Origin of the sequence: Marinobacter algicola DG893 (assembly GCF_000170835.1) — a bacterium.
Classification (GTDB): Bacteria; Pseudomonadota; Gammaproteobacteria; order Pseudomonadales; family Oleiphilaceae; genus Marinobacter; species Marinobacter algicola.
Window position 1 is genome coordinate 126,806 of the sequence record NZ_ABCP01000001.1, and the last position, 18,066, is coordinate 144,871.

At 55.8% G+C, this 18,066-nt stretch carries 19 protein-coding genes; 8 read left to right on the forward strand and 11 right to left on the reverse strand.

Going from position 1 to position 18,066, the window contains the following annotated elements:
- Window positions 1-37: 37 nt before the first annotated feature.
- The 8 genes from MDG893_RS00540 to MDG893_RS00575 form a co-directional block, all read right to left on the reverse strand.
- On the reverse strand, window positions 38-742 hold the full coding sequence (locus tag MDG893_RS00540; RefSeq protein WP_007151746.1) for an SCO family protein: 705 nt from the start codon (window positions 740-742) through the stop codon (window positions 38-40).
- Between the two features lie 44 nt (window positions 743-786).
- Window positions 787-1,380, reverse strand: a complete 594-nt coding sequence (locus tag MDG893_RS00545; RefSeq protein ID WP_007151747.1) for a protein-disulfide reductase DsbD domain-containing protein — start codon at window positions 1,378-1,380, stop codon at window positions 787-789.
- Between the two features lie 16 nt (window positions 1,381-1,396).
- The gene (locus tag MDG893_RS00550) at window positions 1,397-2,587 is read right to left on the reverse strand and encodes a protein-disulfide reductase DsbD family protein (RefSeq protein WP_007151748.1); all 1,191 of its coding nucleotides are present in this window, start codon (window positions 2,585-2,587) and stop codon (window positions 1,397-1,399) included.
- Window positions 2,587-3,405, reverse strand: coding sequence for a thiol:disulfide interchange protein DsbG (dsbG, locus tag MDG893_RS00555; RefSeq protein WP_007151749.1), 819 nt, complete (start codon window positions 3,403-3,405; stop codon window positions 2,587-2,589). The genes MDG893_RS00550 and dsbG overlap by 1 nt, the downstream gene beginning before the upstream one ends.
- Before the next feature lie 643 nt (window positions 3,406-4,048).
- Window positions 4,049-4,798 (reverse strand): TVP38/TMEM64 family protein, encoded by a 750-nt coding sequence (locus tag MDG893_RS00560; RefSeq protein ID WP_007151750.1) that lies wholly within the window; start codon window positions 4,796-4,798, stop codon window positions 4,049-4,051.
- Entirely contained in the window at window positions 4,776-4,961 is a 186-nt protein-coding gene (locus MDG893_RS00565) for a hypothetical protein (protein ID WP_007151751.1), read from the reverse strand. The genes MDG893_RS00560 and MDG893_RS00565 overlap by 23 nt, the downstream gene beginning before the upstream one ends.
- Window positions 4,962-4,992: 31 nt before the next feature.
- Window positions 4,993-7,479: a heavy metal translocating P-type ATPase gene (locus MDG893_RS00570; RefSeq protein WP_007151752.1), complete on the reverse strand. Its 2,487-nt coding sequence runs from the start codon at window positions 7,477-7,479 to the stop codon at window positions 4,993-4,995.
- 72 nt (window positions 7,480-7,551) lie between these two features.
- Window positions 7,552-7,953 carry a MerR family transcriptional regulator gene (locus MDG893_RS00575; protein WP_007151753.1) on the reverse strand — a complete coding sequence of 134 codons (402 nt, stop codon included), beginning with the start codon at window positions 7,951-7,953 and terminating at the stop codon, window positions 7,552-7,554.
- Window positions 7,954-8,123: 170 nt separating this feature from the next.
- On the opposite strand from MDG893_RS00575, the gene MDG893_RS00580 reads away from it, so the two are divergent.
- Window positions 8,124-8,348, forward strand: a complete 225-nt coding sequence (locus MDG893_RS00580; protein ID WP_007151754.1) for a hypothetical protein — start codon at window positions 8,124-8,126, stop codon at window positions 8,346-8,348.
- A complete protein-coding gene (locus MDG893_RS00585; RefSeq protein ID WP_007151755.1) occupies window positions 8,345-9,928 on the forward strand; it encodes a multicopper oxidase family protein in 1,584 nt (527 codons plus the stop codon). Before MDG893_RS00580 ends, MDG893_RS00585 begins: the two co-directional genes overlap by 4 nt.
- A gap of 817 nt (window positions 9,929-10,745) precedes the next feature.
- On the opposite strand, the gene MDG893_RS21015 is transcribed toward MDG893_RS00585, so the two are convergent.
- A complete protein-coding gene (locus tag MDG893_RS21015) occupies window positions 10,746-10,883 on the reverse strand; it encodes a hypothetical protein (RefSeq protein WP_167319380.1) in 138 nt (45 codons plus the stop codon).
- 222 nt (window positions 10,884-11,105) lie between these two features.
- Between MDG893_RS21015 and MDG893_RS00595 the strand changes: the two genes are divergently transcribed.
- From MDG893_RS00595 to MDG893_RS21020, 6 genes are all read left to right on the forward strand, one after another.
- A complete protein-coding gene (locus tag MDG893_RS00595; RefSeq protein WP_007151757.1) occupies window positions 11,106-11,384 on the forward strand; it encodes a hypothetical protein in 279 nt (92 codons plus the stop codon).
- Between the two features lie 100 nt (window positions 11,385-11,484).
- Complete coding sequence (locus MDG893_RS00600; RefSeq protein ID WP_007151758.1) at window positions 11,485-11,997, forward strand: DUF411 domain-containing protein; 513 nt, start codon at window positions 11,485-11,487, stop codon at window positions 11,995-11,997.
- Window positions 11,998-12,007: 10 nt separating this feature from the next.
- Window positions 12,008-12,862, forward strand: a complete 855-nt coding sequence (locus MDG893_RS00605; protein ID WP_040474140.1) for a beta propeller repeat protein — start codon at window positions 12,008-12,010, stop codon at window positions 12,860-12,862.
- A complete protein-coding gene (locus tag MDG893_RS00610) occupies window positions 12,855-13,283 on the forward strand; it encodes a c-type cytochrome (protein WP_007151760.1) in 429 nt (142 codons plus the stop codon). The genes MDG893_RS00605 and MDG893_RS00610 overlap by 8 nt, the downstream gene beginning before the upstream one ends.
- A gap of 204 nt (window positions 13,284-13,487) precedes the next feature.
- Window positions 13,488-13,775 carry a hypothetical protein gene (locus MDG893_RS00615; protein ID WP_007151761.1) on the forward strand — a complete coding sequence of 96 codons (288 nt, stop codon included), beginning with the start codon at window positions 13,488-13,490 and terminating at the stop codon, window positions 13,773-13,775.
- 149 nt (window positions 13,776-13,924) lie between these two features.
- Complete coding sequence (locus tag MDG893_RS21020; protein WP_007151762.1) at window positions 13,925-14,113, forward strand: hypothetical protein; 189 nt, start codon at window positions 13,925-13,927, stop codon at window positions 14,111-14,113.
- 90 nt (window positions 14,114-14,203) lie between these two features.
- Here MDG893_RS21020 and MDG893_RS00625 read toward each other — a convergent pair whose 3' ends face one another.
- Entirely contained in the window at window positions 14,204-16,558 is a 2,355-nt protein-coding gene (locus MDG893_RS00625; protein ID WP_007151763.1) for a heavy metal translocating P-type ATPase, read from the reverse strand.
- A gap of 29 nt (window positions 16,559-16,587) precedes the next feature.
- Complete coding sequence (locus MDG893_RS00630; RefSeq protein ID WP_007151764.1) at window positions 16,588-17,943, reverse strand: APC family permease; 1,356 nt, start codon at window positions 17,941-17,943, stop codon at window positions 16,588-16,590.
- Window positions 17,944-18,066 lie beyond the last annotated feature (123 nt).

The following is an 18,066-nucleotide window of genomic DNA, read 5'->3' on the forward strand; positions in this document are numbered from 1 at the left end:
GGTTGTCGGCCTCTTGCCTCGTTGCTGCCCACAGAGACTACTCACCCTGCATCAGGCCTTCGATACGCCCATGCAGCCGGCTCCAGAACCCATCATCGGCTGCGGCATTGGGGCCTATGGCGATGGCCTTAAGATAGGTCACCAGATGCTGAGGCTTGAATTTCAGGCCGTGAAAGCGGGCACGCATCTGTCCCTGTGGATCAATCACATGAGTAACTACACCATGTACCTGGACTCCGTCACCGGTGTCCGTGAATTGAACCCCATAGGCCTTAGCGAGTTCCGACGTCAACCCAGGTGATTCGTTCTTTGCCCGGTAGAGAAAGTGCCAGTTGCCACGGTTGAGGTCGAAGTTCTCGCCGTAAGCGCGCATGTTTTCCCGGGTCCCGGCGACGTCTTCACGATCGGTGGCGATGGTGATGAAGACCACCTCTTCGCTTAGCCCTTCGTCTTCAACCCCGGTCTGCAACTGGCGGATCAGGTTCATGTGCAAAGGGCATGCCTCGGTGCAGCGCGTGTAGAGAAAATTGAGCACGACGGTTTTACCGTTTAAGTCCGCCAGGGAGAGTGTCTTGCCGTCGGTGCCGGTCAGGTCGAACGGAGGGGCCGGTTGGTCGACAAACTGGGCATACCGTTCTTTTTCATTTAACGACGCTTCGACATCCTCCATGGAGTGGGCATAAGCCTTGAGGCTCCCCAGGGCGACCACGGAAATCAGGAATACTCTTATTATGCGGTTCACAGTGGTTCTCCGTTTAATTCTTTCTTGGAAGGAAAATCTTGGGGTCATTGTGTGTTGGTATCGTCCAGATTCAGGGTAAGGGGCAGGTCCGCCGGTGCCAGGCAAACGCCTTCGTCACTGCAGGCCTGTACCCGCACCGTCATGTCGAGCTTGCCGGCTTCTTTCAACATGGCTGTGTGTTTCTCGTCAGGCAGTAGCCGAATACTCGCGTCGTTGTCGTAAACCTCCAGGGCGGTATCATCAAGGGTAATGTCACTGACCCGGCCACGTGGGTACTGAATCGGAATGTCGAGCGACTGTCCGTTAACCGCGGAACTCGCGACCGTGGGAATCAGGAACTCCATGGAGGCCGGGTTGGCGTTCACGTGCCAGCCGGGGTCAATGTCCAGTGCCAGAACAATTTCTCCGGCATCACCAATCAGTGCTTTATTCTCGCCAACAATTTTCAGCCGCACCTTGTCGGAAGAGTCCGCCAACTCGGTTCTGGCAGCTGGTGCCGGGCCTTCAGAACTGGCCGGTGCAGTCTGGGTAGTGCTGGCGGTATTTCCGGTATTGTTATCGATCAACACGAATGCGGCTGCGATCACGATCAGTAAAACAGCTATTCCAGCCAGCCATGCCTTGGGTCGGGTCACCATATTTGATCTCCAGTATCTAAAGTTGTGAGTTTCCGGTGCGGTTGATCGCCTCAACCAAGCTGTCGGCGTCAAAGAGCCCCGTGAAACGGGCGATAACAGTACCGTCGCCGTCAATCACCGCCGCAAAAGGTAAGGCCTGCCCACCCGTCGCGGTTAACAATGCGTCCTTTTCAGGGTCACTCGCCGTCACGTCGACCTGAATCGGTACCATGTTGGCGCGCCGCACGGCGGCGGCCACAGCGGGCTCCTTGTACACCGTGCGCTCCAGTACTTTGCAGTTGATGCACCAGTCTGCGGTGAACTCCAGCAAATAAGGCGCGCCACGGGCTTTTGTGTCCGTCAGGAGTTTTGATGAGTAAGGTTGCCAGACAAGTTCGCCCACACTGCTCCCCAACGGGGAGGCAAATACCACAGCCACCGCAAAGGCAAGGCCTGCTGCCGTAGCTGCGATCACACGCACGGCGCCGTTACCCTGGATGAATCGGCGGATACCCCATAATAGGACCAGTGCCAGCCAGGCCCACCATACCCATGGGTAAACCGCTTTGGGGACCAAGCTCGCGCTGAAAAAGACGGCCGCGGCCAGCAAAACCAGCGCGAGCACTTCACGAATAGCGAGGGTCCAGGGACCCGCCTTCGGCAACCGACTCAGCCACTCAGGCTTAAGCATCAGTACCGCGTAGGGTAATGACAGCCCGAGCCCGATACTGCCGAATATCCCCATGATCACCGGCGCTGGCTGAGTGACGGCAAAAGCCAGAACGCCACCCAGGAAAGGCCCTGCACAGGGTGCGGCCAAAACCGCGCTCAACAGCCCTGAGACGTATGCCTCAAAGTAACGCCGGCCATGGGCCGAGGCGGCAAACGCAGGGACCGGGATAGGCAGATCCAGCCAGGTGACCACCGCAAAGCCGACCATCAACGCAACCAGGACGGCCACGAATACCGTCGACTGGAATAACGTGCCCCAATTCCACTGCAGCAGCGCGGTCAGGCCACCCAGCGTCAGGAAAAAGGTGAGTGTGCCGGCGCTGAACGCCAGTGCAGCGAGCACGCGATGTGACCGCTGGCTGCCCGCCTCCCGCAGGATGGTCCGGACCTTGATGGGAATCGCGGGCAGCACGCAGGGCGTCAGGTTCAGCAGCAAACCTGCCATAACCGCCATCATGATCTGGCCGGCGATAATTAATGAGGGAAACTGATCCATTACTCAGCGATCCCCAGCATCCTACCGAGCGCTTCCAGCTTGGGCACACCGGTCTGGCCTCGCCATTGGCCGTTCGTGTCCCTGAACAGTAACCCTGGCGTTCCGCTGAAACCCAGCTCTGCCATCCACTGACTGTGTTGTTCGAGTGCCCTCTGAAGGTCAGCCGGGATGGGGGTAAGTTCAGAAATTCCGCTGCCGTCACCGTTTTTGCTGATATTCTCCTTGAACATACGCAGGGCCGCGGCTCGGTCGTCCGCGTTCATGATTGCGGCGGAGAAGCCCGGACTGGAAGGCTTGAGAAACCCGACCATGACCCAGTGCAACCTGACTTTCCCTTCCGCTACCCAATTCCGGGTCTGCTGCCAGAATTTGTGGCAGAAAATGCAATTTGGATCCGCGAATACGTAGATCTCGGGAGCACCCTCACCGCCCTCGCTCACCAGATGGCTATCCCGAGCAAGCTGCTCGGCAACTGATGCGTAGGCCGGATTCGCTATATAACGTGCAGCGTATTCGCGGGTCAGGTCATTGCCGTTACCCTCCAGAAGCGCGCCGGAAAGAACGAAGTCACCGAGTCCATAGACGATTCCGGTTTTTCCGTCCCCAGCCTTCACGACATAACCGGTAACGCCCTCGGCTGGCGTGGAGAAGCGTTCGATCACCGTAAAACCGACTTTTTCCTGGAGCGCCTTGACTCCTGGATCCATCGTCGGTGCCGCAGACGCCAGAGCTGCAAATAGACTCAAAAGAAGTGCTATCGAAAACTTACGGCAGAGCATGGTCATGCGCCGCACGGAGTGCTCCAAAAAGAGTGACATCACAAGTACATTCCCATTTTTAGATATTCATCAGGCAGTAAAACCGCCAGGGGTGACTGACTACGTGGTGGTATACCGCTCAAGGTCGAACGACAGTCACTCGACGCGGGAACCCCAGGCGATCAAAGGTTCAGGAAGTTGCTGAATACTTGGGAGGAAAGGGGTCAGGCCCTGAAAGTACACGGCCGGAATGAGAAGAATAGCCCCTGGGAAAAGGAGAGGACGATAATAATGGCAAATCCAGAATGACAGATCTGGCGACATGGGAAGAAATACACGTGCTGCTACAGCTACCCTGAGCCTGAAGCATTTCGCAGTCGGGCATCGCCTCGGTATCTGGGAAAAGAACACAAGCCTCAGCCATGGGCCCCACCTCAAAAGAGGTCGCAGCCGCTCCCTGTGAAACAAGGAAAGAAGCTACGAGCAGCATTGCTGCCAGTCCCATAAACCGCTTCTTCATCGCGTCGATATCCCGATTAGAGAACAGCTAAATAAAATGCCTTCAACGTGTAAAACAGCACTTGGTACCATAGCCTACATCAGTGGGCGTCGCCAAGCAGGCAGAAACGACTCACCCTCGTCTATCCACATTAGTCCGTCGGCCAATTGGGACAGGACATGCGCAGATAAGTTCCTCCAAATGTTATTGTTCGAGCGCTCTCTTAAGCACACTGCGTCGAGAAAAAAACAGCTTCGCTACAACCGGCGACAGGGTAATGCCGCTGACGAGAATCAGCATTATCGTCATCAGCCCTGACTCGGATGCCATGAGCAATCCGCCAAATGCTGTAATCAAATAGGCCGTCGGAATAACTCCGGCCAGCGTTGCGACGACGAAACGCCAGAACGCGAGGGGCGTCAGGCCTGCTGCATAGCTGACTGCATCGAAAGAGATGAAGGGTACCAGTCGTGACGCAAAAATGGCCAGCATCAACGCACTTTGAGAGCGCTCCTTACCCAACCAACTCAACATCGGGCGCACCCGACTCCAGCGATGGATAACGTCGTACCCCAGGGACCGAGCAATGGTAAAAGCGATCAATGCGCCAGCCTCGGCACCGACAACCACAATCACCGTCCCCCAGAGAGAACCATAGACCGCTCCGGCGACCATAGCGATCGGGGCGCTGGGAATCGGGCTCAGGACGATGGCCATGATCATCAAGCCGATGATGCCCACCGGCCCCCAATACCCAAGTTGATCGATCCATTCCCGCAACGCAACTTTGTTGGTCACTGTGGCCAATGCTCCCGTCTCCAGCATGACCCAGTAGGTTGCGGCCAGAACAACCAACAGAAGCAGAACCCCGGCGACCTTTGCTTTTGCCTTCAGTCTTTTTCCAGTACTTGCCGTGGGGTCCCGATACATTTCATGCGCCAGAGTGGTATTCATTATCCCCTCTCATGTTCTTTCTCGCGCTTCCAGAATCATCTTTGTTTCTGGAAAACAGGTACTTAGCAAGGGCGGCGACACCGAGCACAAGGGCGACGATGAGCAAAAGGGATATCAACCCCATTCCCGCCATTCCAAACATGCATGCCTCACTTGTCATCATGTCAATCTCCTGGTTCTGTGTACTGGCTCTCTCATGAGGCGCTTGCCTGTATGGCACCGCCGTCGTTCATGTCGCTGGCTGCGGTTTGTCCACTAGCAGGTTTAAACCGACCCAGCCGGAGCGAGTTGGTCACCACGAACACACTGGACAGGCTCATTGCACCGGCGGCCAGCATGGGGTTGAGCAGATAGCCGGTAAACGGGAAAAGAACACCCGCTGCCACCGGAATAAGTGCCAGGTTGTACCCGTAGGCCCAGGCAAAATTGCCGAGGATCGTTTTTCGGGTGCGCCGGGAGAGCGCGCCGGCATCCACAATTCCCCGAAGGTCGCCGCGCATCAGAACCACGTCGCCTGCCTCGATCGCAATGTCAGTACCCGAGCCGATGGCAATGCCCACATCGGCCTGGGCCAATGCCGGGGCATCATTGATGCCGTCACCCACAAAAGCGACCCGTGCGCCGTCTTCCTGCAGACGCTTTACTTCTGCCGCTTTCTGGTCCGGCAATACCTCCGCAAGCACCCGTTCAATACCCGCCTGCCGCGCGATGGCCTCGGCGGTAGCGCGATTGTCACCGGTGAGCATGGCCACACTCAGCCCTGCGGCCTTAAGCGCAGCAATCGCCTCCAACGAACCATCCTTGAGCGGATCGGCCACTGCAATCAGCGCGGCGAGGCGGCCGTCGACGGCAACATAAAGCGGGCTTTTCGCCTTTTCGGCGAGTGACACTGCACTGTCGGCCACGCTGGCCAAATCGATACCGAGGCGGCGCATATAACGGTCCGCGCCCACATTGATCCGGTGCCCGGCCACTTGAGCCTGGATCCCGTAGCCTGGCTCTGCCTGAAAATCACTGACCGCTGGCAAGGTGAGTCCCCGATCCCTGGCGCCCTTGACGATAGCTTCTCCAATGGGATGCTCACTCTCAGTCTCCACAGCTGCGACCCAGGCCAACACCTCATCCTCACGGCCTTCCACCAGAATGAAATCCGTCAGCTCGGGCCGGCCCCGGGTCAGGGTGCCAGTTTTGTCGAGGACGATGGTGTCCATTCGAGCCAGCGTCTCAAGCGCCGCCCCTTTGCGGAACAGCACGCCCATTTCGGCGCCCTTGCCGGTTCCGACCATAATGGCCGTCGGCGTGGCCAGCCCCATCGCGCAGGGACAGGCGATCAGCAGCACACTGACCGTTGTGACGAAAGCAAAGGACAGTGCCGGAGCAGGCCCGAAGCTAAACCAGGTGATGAACGTCAGGATCGCAAGCAGGATCACAACAGGTACGAAAACCCCGGCAATCCTGTCAGCCAGCTCCTGAATCGGGGGCTTATCGGCCTGGGCCGATTCCACCATGCTAATGATCTGTGCAAGAACGGTGTCCGCGCCCACCCGGGTAGCCCGAAACGTCAGTGAACCATTCTTGTTGATGGTTCCACCCACCAGTTCGGCGTCTTGCAGCTTGGCGACCGGTACCGGCTCGCCGCTGATCATGGACTCGTCCACGTAGGACTGTCCCTCTTCCACCACGCCATCAACAGGAACGCGTTCGCCCGGACGGACCTGGATACGGTCACCAGGCACTACCGCTTCAATCGGAACCTCGACGGCTTCCCCGTCCCGAATGACACGGGCGGTCTTGGCCTGCAGTTGCAAAAGCTTTTTGATCGCCTCCGACGTCCGGCCTTTGGCGATGTGCTCGAAGTAGCGCCCCAGCAAAATGAGCGTCACGATCACCGCCGCCGCCTCGAAATAACTCTCGGCGGTGCCGGCGGGGAAAAATCCGGGAACCAATAATGCTGCAACGGAGTAGAAATAGGCGGCGCTGGAGCCGATCATGACCAGGCTGTTCATGCCTGGGTTGGCATGACGCAGCTCAGCGTAGCCGGACCGGAAAAACCGCGACCCGGCGTAAAACAGCACCGGCGTGGTCAGTAGCCATTCAATAGCCATCCAGCCCCGATGAGACAAGACATTGGCGTAGATAGCCTCAAGAGCAGGAATCATCTTGCCCATCGCAATAAGAACCACCGGGATGGTCAATGCCGCAGCAAAGATCACTTTCCGGCGAAGGTCATTGCCCTCCTTGTCCTGCTCTTCCGCTTGAGTGCTGGTATCCGGTTCCTGAGGTTCATAGCCAGCGTCCCGGATGGCCTGATGGATTCGCGGCAGCGACAGGGTGTCCGACAGGAACTCCACAAAGGCTTTCCCGGTGGTCAGATTGACACTGGCCTTGATCATACCGGGCTGTTTGTTCAGCGCCCGCTCAACCCGAGACACGCAGGAGCCGCAGGTCATGCCGGTAACCGGAATTTCCGCGGACTGTACCCGTGGTTGATAACCCGTATCCTTGATTGAGTCGACCAGACTAACCGGCGTGGTGAGCTGATCGAATTCCACAGTTGCTTTACCGGTCGCCAGGTTCACCTGGGCTGACGAAACACCATGCTGATCAGCGAGAGCCTTTTCAATCCGCCCGACGCACGACGCGCAAGACATTCCTTCAATACCAATCTCTATTTTTTGCATCCTGACTTTGCTCCTCCGCGTGGCTGATCCAGCGCGCTTCTAACAAATTCATCCCGCCAACAAACGGCAACGTCACCCCTTTTCGGCGATGGCTTCGACAATAGGACAACCCTCCATCGGGCCTTCCCCCGAGCATTTCTCCAGAGTTTTTGACAGGACTGCCTCGATACGGGAAAGGTTCTGAATCTGGTATCGGATTTTTTGCAGTTGTTCGCTCGCGATGCGCTTGGCCTCTGCACGGTCACCATTGGCATCCTGAAGCATCAGGAGTTCACGAATCTCATCAAGAGTGAAACCCCATTGTTTGGCATGGATGATGAACTGCAGCCTGGCAATCGCATCTTCGGGGTAACGGCGATAGTTGGATTGGGTTCGTGCAGGTTCTGGCATGAGGCTCTCTCGCTCGTAAAAGCGAATCGCATGACTGGCCACACCGCTTTGGGCAGAGAGTTCACCGATATTGAACGTTTTCATTCACTCACCTCAAACTAAGTCCTCAATCATTGTTGTAACCATAACCTTTAAGTGAACTTTAAGGTCAAGGGATTTTGAGCGACTCGTCATTGCAAAATCCGAGCACGTGCTCAAGACTCATTCAACACGCCTTTTATTTCATGAGGACCTAATAACTCGGAGTCACTGCGATGAAGATTCTTGAGAAACTATTTATTTTAATGGTGGGGCTTTTCCTACCACTCTTTGCGCTTGCTGAAGAGCCCGGGCGCATGGGAGAGGGCATGATGGGTGGCAACATGATGCAAGGCATGGGCGGTATGGGGATATTCATGATGGTTATCATGATTCTTCTGGCTGTGCTTCTGATACTCGCGATTCTGGCGCTGATCAAATACCTGAGGAACAAGGGATGAGCCGGAAAAGAGTCCACCGGCGCACAGTCCTTCAGGCCATGGCAGGCACCGGATTTCTTCTCACTCTGTCGCCGGGATTTCTGCTTACAGGCTGTGATGGCGGGGTAAGAGCGACTGAATTGGGAACGCTCGGCCTTGATTCCGAAGAATACGATGTTGAACTGAATCTTTATGCCACACCCGACTCGGTGTCCATACTTCCAGGCACGCCCAGTGAGGTGTGGCGTTACAGGGCGGAATTACTCAAAGGCCCGGAAAGCACCGTCTCCGAAAACCCAGACAGCTACCTGGGACCAACGATTCGGCTGCGCCGAGGCCAGACAGTAAAAATCCATATTCACAATGAGCTCCCGGAAGACACCACTGTGCATTGGCACGGGCTTCATGTGCCGTCCGACGTAGACGGCCAACCGAGGCTGCCGATCCGCCCTGGCGAAATGATGACCGTTGGCTTCGAGGTGTTGGACCGCGCCGGACTGTTCTGGTACCACTCCCATGCGCACGGCGAGCAGGGTGGGCGCGTGGGGTTTCAGAGTTACGCGGGGCTTGCTGGACTCCTGATCGTTGAAGACGACGAAGAGTTGGGGCTACGACTGCCGGCCGGTAGTGATGAACTGTTATTGGTGCTCCAGGATCGGACCTTCGAGGGCGCCAACGAACTGGTATACCTCGACGGTGGCATGGGTGCCATGATGGATCGCATGCGCGGTTTTCTGGGAGATCGGATGTTGGTCAATGGAACTCCCCCGACAACACGCAACGTCGCCACCCGCCCATACCGACTTCGAGTTCTCAATGGTTCCAATGCCCGCATTTACAAGCTGGCCTGGAGTGACGAGCGCCCCATTACGGTTATCGGAGCCGATGGCGGCCTCCTTCAACAACCGGAAAACAAACCCTATGTGGTTCTGGCTCCGGCTCAGCGACTTGATCTCTGGGTAGATCTTTCCGATTCCCGACCCGGTAGCACATTGGAACTTGTAAGCGACAGTTATGAAGCTGGAATGATGAGCGGCGGCATGATGGGGGGCATGGGGATGATGGGTAACGCCACCCTGCCCGCCGGCAGTCGTTTCACCCTGATGACACTGGAGGTGACCGACTCAACCAACACCACCGAGCCGCTGCCGGCGGAGCTTGCCCGGGCACGCAAGAAAATACCCGTTACCGATGCCACACCGGTCAGGCAGTTTGAGTTAAGCCACGCGATGATGCGGGGTTTTGCCATCAATGGTCGGCGCTTTGCCGGAACCACGGTTGCAGATAGCGAAAAAGTCCGCTTGGGGGACACGGAAATCTGGGAATTCCGAAACAACACACCAATGCCCCACCCCATGCACGTTCACGGCTTGCAGTTCAACGTTATCGGGCGTGAGACCAGAGGCAATGGCCGTGGCTGGAGCGGCCTGACCCAGGGTCTGGTGGACAGCGGTTGGCACGATACGGTCCTTGTAATGCCGGGTGAAGCCGTTCAGTTGGCGATGACCTTCGAGCGTTTCGATGGCCTCTACATCTACCACTGTCACAACATGGAACATGAAGACAATGGGATGATGCGTTATTTTCAGGTGCAAAGCTAAGCGCCATGATTCCCTCGACAATCATAGCGCGCATTCAGCTTCAGAATGCTCTCGTTGAGTGGGCAGCATCCGAAATCTTGGGCTGAGGCGTTATTGACTGAGCGTCACCGGCCTCGCTCGTCTGCTCAATCGCAGTCACCGAGCTCGATTTGTCCTTACATTTCATCATGCACAACCCAAGACCACACATGATCAGACACGGCAGAAGGCTGATCAGTATGGGGGCGAGTCCAAACAACACCAATTGTTCCCAGCCAAATATGAGTCCAGCGATGACCCCGATAGCGCCAAACAACCACCAGCGCCGTGGCCCAGTCAGCAAACCCATCAGCCCTCCTGAACTGGCATCCGAATTCGTCTTACCCTTGTCCCCACAGCTCGTCTTGTTACCGCAGCTCATTATGGCACCTCTTTTAAAACGTGGTCGTTGTTGATCGCTCACATTCACCGCCGACGCGGTACGCAGTCCTGCAGTTGAGCAGTTCGGAAAAACATAACGTTGAAGCAAGGTTTAAGGTCAAGCGTTTTATCAGAAGCGCCAGAATAAATTTCCTTCGCCACTTCGGATACTGCGGTAGTAGTGTCACTGAAATAAAAAACTGCTACGATTTAGTGAACCAAAAGACGAGCTGTGTGTCACAAACTCGAACCTTCATAGATTGGTGCTTGAAATCAGGATGACCGCAACGACCCGCCAATTCATTTCTGCGCTGCTATCACTGCTTATGGTGATAAGCGGGCCAGCGTTGGCTATGTCCAAACTAACGGACAGTCAGGCGGGCGCTGAGATGACAGATTGTGGTTCCATGATGATGGCTCAGGCTGAAAGCGCCAGTTCCTCATCAGACACCGAAACTAATTGTGTCTCGGCTCCTGATATGGTCTGTCCGAGCGCCAGCGGGTTGAGCAAATGTGGCGTCAACGTCAGCTTCGCTCTCTTACCTGAAAAATCCATAGGTTTAACCGATACCGGCTCCCAATCGGTATTAACCGCGCGCGCGGCCCTTTATCAGGATCCGTTCCTGGCCTCTACTACGCCCCCTCCAGAACATCACTCCTAAGTTGTAACCCGGGTTTTTGCCCATTGCGGCAAAGCCATTGACGTTATTTCTTACAACGATTTTGTGAAAAGCTCCGTGCTTTTATTCATCACGGATCTTTAACTGGAGTGAATCAAATGCGCAATTCAAAAATCAAGCTCGCGATCACAACGATTTTCCTGGCCGGCACCATTGGCACCTTCTCTGTCTTTGCTCACGAGGGTGAAGGCAACGATATGATGTCCTCGGAAGGCATGCAGGGAATGGGCGGCATGATGGGAATGATGAACATGATGTCTGACATGTCCCCCGAAGACCGTAAAGCCATGACCGATGCCTGCATGAAAATGATGCAGGGCCACGGTGGCGACCACATGGACGGCGGCATGAATGGCAAAGACGACGAAGCCAGCTAAGCGTTCGGGCAACGCTCCGAACTGACACCCATTGCCCGGGGAAGCCAAAGCGACCCCGGGCTTAGCGCTGCCTATGACCGAATCAATTCGAGGATTTACCATGAAGACCAAAAAACTTGCCCTGTATACGGGTGTGGCCGCCATCGTTCTCGCCGCTGGCGCCACTACGTTAGTGATCCAGGCCAATGAACCCACCGAGTCATCGACATCTATAGCCGCCGCAGAAACGTCTGGTCCAGCCATCACAATCTATAAGAGCCCCAATTGCGGCTGCTGCCAGTCCTGGGCTGAACACCTCGATGCCAATGGCTTTGAGACCACCATTGTAGAAACCGACAACCTTAACGAGATCAAGCAGCAATATGACGTGCCGCGTGAAATGGCCTCCTGCCACACCGCGTTGATCGGTGATCTGGTAATTGAGGGACATGTGCCGGCAGATGATATTGTCGCCTACTTGGAAAATCCCCAGTTCAATACTGTGGGGCTTTCAGTGCCCGGTATGCCCCATGGCACCCCCGGCATGGAGACCGGCCGGAAAGACGATTACCAGGTCATCGCCTTCAGTGCCAACGGCCAGCAAAGTGTGTTCCGCGAATACAAAGATTATTGAGGCTTGTCCCATGAAAGCAATTGTCCATTCTACGATCAGGGCAGCCTGGGGGGTTTGCGTGCTCACGGCAGCAATACTTACGCCAGCGCTGGTTCAGGCCCAATCCGCAAACGACGCCCAACCAGTGAAGGCTCTTACGATCAGCTCATCAGGCGCCCTCCTGATGCTACAGGGCAGTGATCTCTTTGCCATGGAAGGCGGAACTTCAACCAAGATTGCGCTACCGGCAACTGACCAGAGTGCTCAACCCACCACCCTGGCCAGAGGAGCGGACGGAAGCGTCTACCTGGCCGGTCCGGGCTTGGGCGTTTGGCGTTACGACGGCGCCGGTGAGAGCTGGCAGTCCCTCAATAATACCTTGCCCGACCTTGGGGTCACTGCCATGGCCGCTCACGCCACACAACCCGGAACGCTCTACGCATACCTTGGGAAAGATGGCATGTTCCGGTCCAGAAACGGCGGTGCCGAATGGGTAAAAGTCGATAGCGGCCCCCAGGAACCGGTGCAAACATTCCTGCATTCGGACATGCCCGGCAGTATGGAAAGTGGCTGGCTGTTTGCGGGAACCACCCGCGGCGTCGCTCGCTCCATGGACTGTTTCTGCTTCTGGGGCGATGCCGGTGACCTGCGCGGAATGGTCTCCGCCATCGACTATGATCCTGCCGCCCCGGAAAACGTCTACGCGGTGATCGAGGGGCAGCTTCATCATAGTGCGGATGGCGGCGAAGTCTGGACTGGCCTCAAGGTCCCCCAACCCGTGACTGCCCTTGCCTTCTCGCCGTCACAAGGACTTGTAGTAGGTACGGCAAACGGGAACCTGCTTGCCCGTGGCGCTGCTGACGAGTGGGCGCCTGTCCATGAATAATTGGATCTACTCGTTCATCCTGCTCGCCGCGCCGGTCATTGCCGGCGCCTCGGGCGGACCTGAGAGTGCGGACAGTACATCGACGGAAGTCTCTCAGGGAAGACAGATTTATGAGCAATACTGCGCTGCTTGCCACGGATGGCAGGGTGAAGGCGCTGCCAACTGGAAAAACCCGGATGAGAAGGGGGAAATGCCGCCGCCACCTCACGATGAAAGCGGCCACACCTGGCGCCACAGCGATGCCATGCTGTTCAAGATGATTACGAAAGGATGGCGACACCCGTTCAACAAAACTGAACAGCTGACCATGCCGGCGTTCGAGGAGAGTCTGACTGACCAGGAAATTGGCGCAGTAATTGAGTACCTCAAGACTCTCTGGACAGATGAACAACGGGAGTATCAAGCGACAGAAAGCCAGTAGCTGTATCACGAGCAAAGGGACCCGCTACTTGGGCGTTCGTTAATATCTTTATCCCGCATCCTTATGCCGCATATCGGCATATCTATATTTAATAATTAATAACGATCCACCACATATTTATAGATTCTTTTATTTTTCGTTTTCAGGACCATTTCAGAAACCAGTGATTAAATATAATCGACAACCAATCAGGAGGTGTCGATTATGAATAATATACTTTTATTTGCAGCCACAATTACGCTCTCAACATATGCACTCGCGGGCAACATGTCATCCAATGAAGATGCGAAAGCTGCACACGACCAGTCTAAAGAAAATCGCTCCTTTGAAAACATTCTCAACAATGAAGAAATGAAACGCTTACACAAACGGATGACACTCTACGGTATGTCAGAGCCTGGAATGGAGGCTCGCTTGGAAATGATTACCACTGAAGAGGGCCGGGCCTACCACAGAGCGCTGGAAGATGCGGGGAAAAATACCGCAGGGTGAACCCTGCGGCCAAGTTAACTCATGGAGACATAAGCACCGCCTTTCTCAAAAAGCGAAAAGACGGTGCATTCAACACGGACAATTAAACCATACGAACCTGAAACCAGGCTGAAATACTAAACTGGTTTTACGGTTAAAAGGGGAATGTCATGAAAAAAGTAATGGTGATCGCGGCAATCGTAGCTTTGTTTTCAACCATGGCCTCAGCCAATTCAGGTTTGGCGGACCGTATTAACGAGGCTCGCACTTATCCCAATAAGATGGTTGAAGATAAAAAAGTGGAAACATGCATGGAGCATATGAAGAAAGACGAAAAAATGAGTCAAGAACACTCATAATCCGAGCCAGATAATTTAATTGAAACAAATAACCGACCCCCGTAAAAATGGCGGAGGTCGGTTATCTCTCACTAACTGAACATTGACGTGTCACCGCTTTGGCGCCAACCGTACTACCCTCAACCGCAATGCGTTCACGATCACACTGACCGACGACAGCGACATGGCAGCCGCCGCGAAAACTGGGGAAAGCAGCACGCCTAAAAATGGATAAAGAACCCCGGCCGCTATCGGAACACCAGCAGAGTTATAAACGAAGGCAAAAAACAGGTTTTGCCGAATATTGCGCATGGTCGCCAGCGACAACCGGCGCGCTTCGACGATACCCATCAGGTCGCCACGTAGTAGAGTAATGCCCGCGCTTTCAATGGCCACATCCGTGCCCGTGCCCATGGCCACACCGACATCCGCGGTTGCCAATGCAGGTGCATCATTTACGCCGTCTCCCGCCATCACGACAACACGGCCTTCGTCTTTCAGGCGTTGGACAATCTTGCCCTTGTCCTCCGGCAGGACTTCCGCTTCCACTTCATCAATATGCAGTTTGCGAGCAACCGCCTCGGCCGAGGTGCGGTTGTCGCCAGTCAGCATGACCACCCGAATACCGTCTTCTTGCAGGGCCGAAATAGCGGCCTCAGTGGTTTCCTTAACTGGATCGGCAATGGCCAGCAACCCAGCGACGCTTCCATCGACGGCGGCAAAAATGACGGTGGCTCCATCCTTGCGAAGCTCATCCGCGTCATCGTTAAATCGCGACGTGTCGACGTTCTCTGCCTCCATAAGAAGACGGTTGCCGAGCAGCACCTGCTTGCCGTCGATTCGCCCGGTCACCCCTTTGCCGTTCGGGGAATCAAAGTCTTCGGCATCCGGAAGCTTCAGCTCCATGCCTTTGGCTTTGTCGAGTATGGCGTGGGCCAGCGGATGCTCACTGCCCTTTTCCAGGCCGCCGGCATAACGCATCAGATCGCTGTCACTGAACCCGTTCGCCGCGACCAACCGAGTGACTTGGGGCTTGCCCTCCGTCAGCGTGCCGGTTTTATCCACCACCACGGTGTCCACCTTCTCCATGCGCTCCAGTGCTTCCGCATCGCGGATCAGCACGCCACTCTGGGCACCACGACCAACACCCACCATGATCGACATGGGCGTAGCCAGGCCCAGTGCGCAGGGACAGGCGATGATCAGAACACTGACCGCCGCAATCAGCCCGAATGCCATGGGCGGCGCGGGGCCAAAGATTGACCAGGCGATGAAGGCGACAATGGCAATCAAAATCACCGCCGGTACAAACCAGCCTGCGACTTTGTCGGCCAGGCCCTGAATCGGTGCGCGGCTGCGCTGGGCACTCGCCACCATCTGAACAATCTGGGACAGCATCGTGTCGCGGCCAACCTTGTCGGCGCGCATAATAAAACTGCCCTGCTGGTTAATGCTGCCGCCAATGACCTGGTCACCGGTTTTTTTACTGACTGCGAGGGGCTCGCCGGTCACCATGGACTCATCCACGTTGGAGCCGCCCTCTAGTACCTCGCCGTCGAGCGGCACCTTATCTCCGGGGCGCACTCGCAAACGGTCGCCCACCTTGACCTGATCCAGCGACACGTCGGACTCGCCACCCTGATCATCCAGTTTCCGAGCCGTCGCCGGTGCCAGATCCAGCAGCGCCTTAATCGCGCCCGAGGTTTTTTCCCGGGCTCTCAGTTCCAGCACTTGGCCAAGCAGCACCAGCACGACAATCACAGCAGCGGCCTCAAAATAGACGGCAACCGAACCGTCCTCTTGTCGGAAGGCATCGGGAAAAATCTGGGGAGCCAGAGTCGCCACCAGGCTATAGATCAACGCGACACCGGTACCAATAGCGATAAGAGTGAACATGTTCAGATGACGGCTGACCACTGATTTCCAACCCCTGACAAAGAAAGGCCAGCCACACCAGACCACAACGGGCGTTGCCAATACCAGTTGGATCCAGTTGGACATTTGTGGGGCAACGATCTGATCAAGGCCGGTGAGATGCCCGCCCATTTCCAGCACCAGTACTGGCAGGGCCAGCACCAGGCCGATCCAGAATCGGCGAGTCATGTCTTTTAGATCAGCCGAAGGGCCATCGTCCAGGCTTACTTGCTCGGGTTCCAGAGCCATACCGCAGATCGGACAATCACCGGGGCCCTGTTGTCGGATTTCGGGGTGCATCGGGCAGGTGTACATCGCGCCCGGGGCGGCCGATTCCTGCTGTGCGTGTTCGCCGCCGAGGTAGTGTTCCGGGCTTTGGTCAAACTTGTCGTGGCACCCTGATGAACAGAAATACCAGGTCTTACCCTCGTGCTGGCTGCGATGCTCTGTTGTGTGCGGGTCCACGGCCATGCCACACACCGGATCTTTCACTGTGTGTTCTGCCGAGTCGGGTGCCTCGTGGTCATGATGCCGATGTTGGTGATCAGTCATTTGGATACTGCCTCCTTGCCCAATACGTATTAGTGGTGATGATGTGCATGAACATCATTTTCTTCCGCTTGAGCCGATTCTCGTGACTTCTTGAGAAAGAACTGTTCGGCCATCGCAATGACGATCATGGTAACGAGCGCCACACCAATGACGAACGGGTCGGTATTCAGCTTGACCCACACAAACCCGCCGAGCGCGAGCAAGTCCAGCAGGATGGCCGTTGCAGGTACCCAGACGTTAGCTTGCACATCTTTACGCAGGTAGCGCAGAACGCCCCAATGGATGGCAATGTCCATGATGAGGTAGAACACGATCCCCAGGGCAGCGATTCGAGAGAGGTCGAAAAAGGCTGTCAGAACCAACCCCAGGACGACGGTATAAACCAGAGTATGTTTCTGGATACTACCCGGCATGCCGAAGTGACGGTGGGGCACCAGTTTCATCTCGGTGAGCATGGCAAGCATGCGCGACACCGCAAAAATGCTGGCCAGAATCCCTCCCGCAGTGGCCATCATGGCAATAGCGACGGTAAACCAGACGCCGTAGTCGCCCAAAGCCGGACGCGCAGCGGCCGCAAGGGAGTAATCCTGCGTCTTGATGATCTCCGCCAGGGACAGGTTGCTGGCAACCGCAAAGCCCACCAAGGTGTAGATCACCACGCAGGCTGCAATGGATATAACGATGGCGCGCCCCACGTTACGCTTGGGGTCTATCACTTCCGAGCCGCTGTTGGTAATGGTTGTAAAGCCCTTGAAGGCCAGAATGCCAAGGGCAGTTGCCCCCAGGAAGTTGCCTACAGTTCCAGCTTCGCCGGTGCTCGAAAAATCTACCGATAGGCTATCGGCAATCCAGATGCCCACCAGTCCGAAGATCAGAATTCCGCCAATTTTCAGAATGCCGATAAAGGAAGCCACTCCCTGAATCATCCGGTTGCCGAGTAGATTGATCAGGAACGCGCCCAGGATCAGGGATACGCCAAGAATGGGCACCATACGGCCGCTTTCATCGCCACCGAACAGTTGCATGGTGTAAGAACCAAAGGTTCGCGCAAGGAAGCTCTGGGCAATCACCATCGAGAAATACATCAACAACGCGTTGAAAGCCGTCGGCAGCCTATTTCCATAAGCTTTATGCAGATACATGCCAATGCCCCCGGCTGACGGGTAGGCATTGGAAATTTTGATGTAGGAATAGGCGCTGAAGCTGACGATGACCGCTGCGGCCAGAAACGCCAATGGGAAAAGAACACCCGTCATCTGCGCCATCTGCCCGGTAAGTGCAAAGATGCCGGCGCCAATCATCACTCCGGTGCCCAGCATAACGGTTCCCGGGAGTGTGAGACTGCCTTCCTGATAGCGCGTGGTTCTATCGTGCTTGCTGCTCATTCAACCTCCTGTTGCTTTGAACGGCGTTTGATATTCAATAGATAGCCAGTGCTGCCTTTGATATACCTCACTTACATCAATATCGCGAAAAACGGGCCAAAGAAATATCTTTGGCCCCAACAT

What these genes read in the sequence shown, in the direction of transcription:
- MDG893_RS00545 (WP_007151747.1), bottom strand. Translation starts at nt 1,380, where the DNA reads ATGGTGACCCGACCCAAGGCATGGCTGGCTGGAATAGCTGTTTTACTG.
- MDG893_RS00550 (WP_007151748.1), bottom strand. Translation starts at nt 2,587, where the DNA reads ATGGATCAGTTTCCCTCATTAATTATCGCCGGCCAGATCATGATGGCG.
- dsbG (WP_007151749.1), bottom strand. Translation starts at nt 3,405, where the DNA reads ATGTCACTCTTTTTGGAGCACTCCGTGCGGCGCATGACCATGCTCTGC.
- MDG893_RS00560 (WP_007151750.1), bottom strand. Translation starts at nt 4,798, where the DNA reads ATGAATACCACTCTGGCGCATGAAATGTATCGGGACCCCACGGCAAGT.
- MDG893_RS00565 (WP_007151751.1), bottom strand. Translation starts at nt 4,961, where the DNA reads ATGATGACAAGTGAGGCATGCATGTTTGGAATGGCGGGAATGGGGTTG.
- MDG893_RS00570 (WP_007151752.1), bottom strand. Translation starts at nt 7,479, where the DNA reads ATGCAAAAAATAGAGATTGGTATTGAAGGAATGTCTTGCGCGTCGTGC.
- MDG893_RS00575 (WP_007151753.1), bottom strand. Translation starts at nt 7,953, where the DNA reads ATGAAAACGTTCAATATCGGTGAACTCTCTGCCCAAAGCGGTGTGGCC.
- MDG893_RS00580 (WP_007151754.1), top strand. Translation starts at nt 8,124, where the DNA reads ATGAAGATTCTTGAGAAACTATTTATTTTAATGGTGGGGCTTTTCCTA.
- MDG893_RS00585 (WP_007151755.1), top strand. Translation starts at nt 8,345, where the DNA reads ATGAGCCGGAAAAGAGTCCACCGGCGCACAGTCCTTCAGGCCATGGCA.
- MDG893_RS21015 (WP_167319380.1), bottom strand. Translation starts at nt 10,883, where the DNA reads ATGGATTTTTCAGGTAAGAGAGCGAAGCTGACGTTGACGCCACATTTG.
- MDG893_RS00595 (WP_007151757.1), top strand. Translation starts at nt 11,106, where the DNA reads ATGCGCAATTCAAAAATCAAGCTCGCGATCACAACGATTTTCCTGGCC.
- MDG893_RS00600 (WP_007151758.1), top strand. Translation starts at nt 11,485, where the DNA reads ATGAAGACCAAAAAACTTGCCCTGTATACGGGTGTGGCCGCCATCGTT.
- MDG893_RS00605 (WP_040474140.1), top strand. Translation starts at nt 12,008, where the DNA reads ATGAAAGCAATTGTCCATTCTACGATCAGGGCAGCCTGGGGGGTTTGC.
- MDG893_RS00610 (WP_007151760.1), top strand. Translation starts at nt 12,855, where the DNA reads ATGAATAATTGGATCTACTCGTTCATCCTGCTCGCCGCGCCGGTCATT.
- MDG893_RS00615 (WP_007151761.1), top strand. Translation starts at nt 13,488, where the DNA reads ATGAATAATATACTTTTATTTGCAGCCACAATTACGCTCTCAACATAT.
- MDG893_RS21020 (WP_007151762.1), top strand. Translation starts at nt 13,925, where the DNA reads ATGAAAAAAGTAATGGTGATCGCGGCAATCGTAGCTTTGTTTTCAACC.
- MDG893_RS00625 (WP_007151763.1), bottom strand. Translation starts at nt 16,558, where the DNA reads ATGACTGATCACCAACATCGGCATCATGACCACGAGGCACCCGACTCG.
- MDG893_RS00630 (WP_007151764.1), bottom strand. Translation starts at nt 17,943, where the DNA reads ATGAGCAGCAAGCACGATAGAACCACGCGCTATCAGGAAGGCAGTCTC.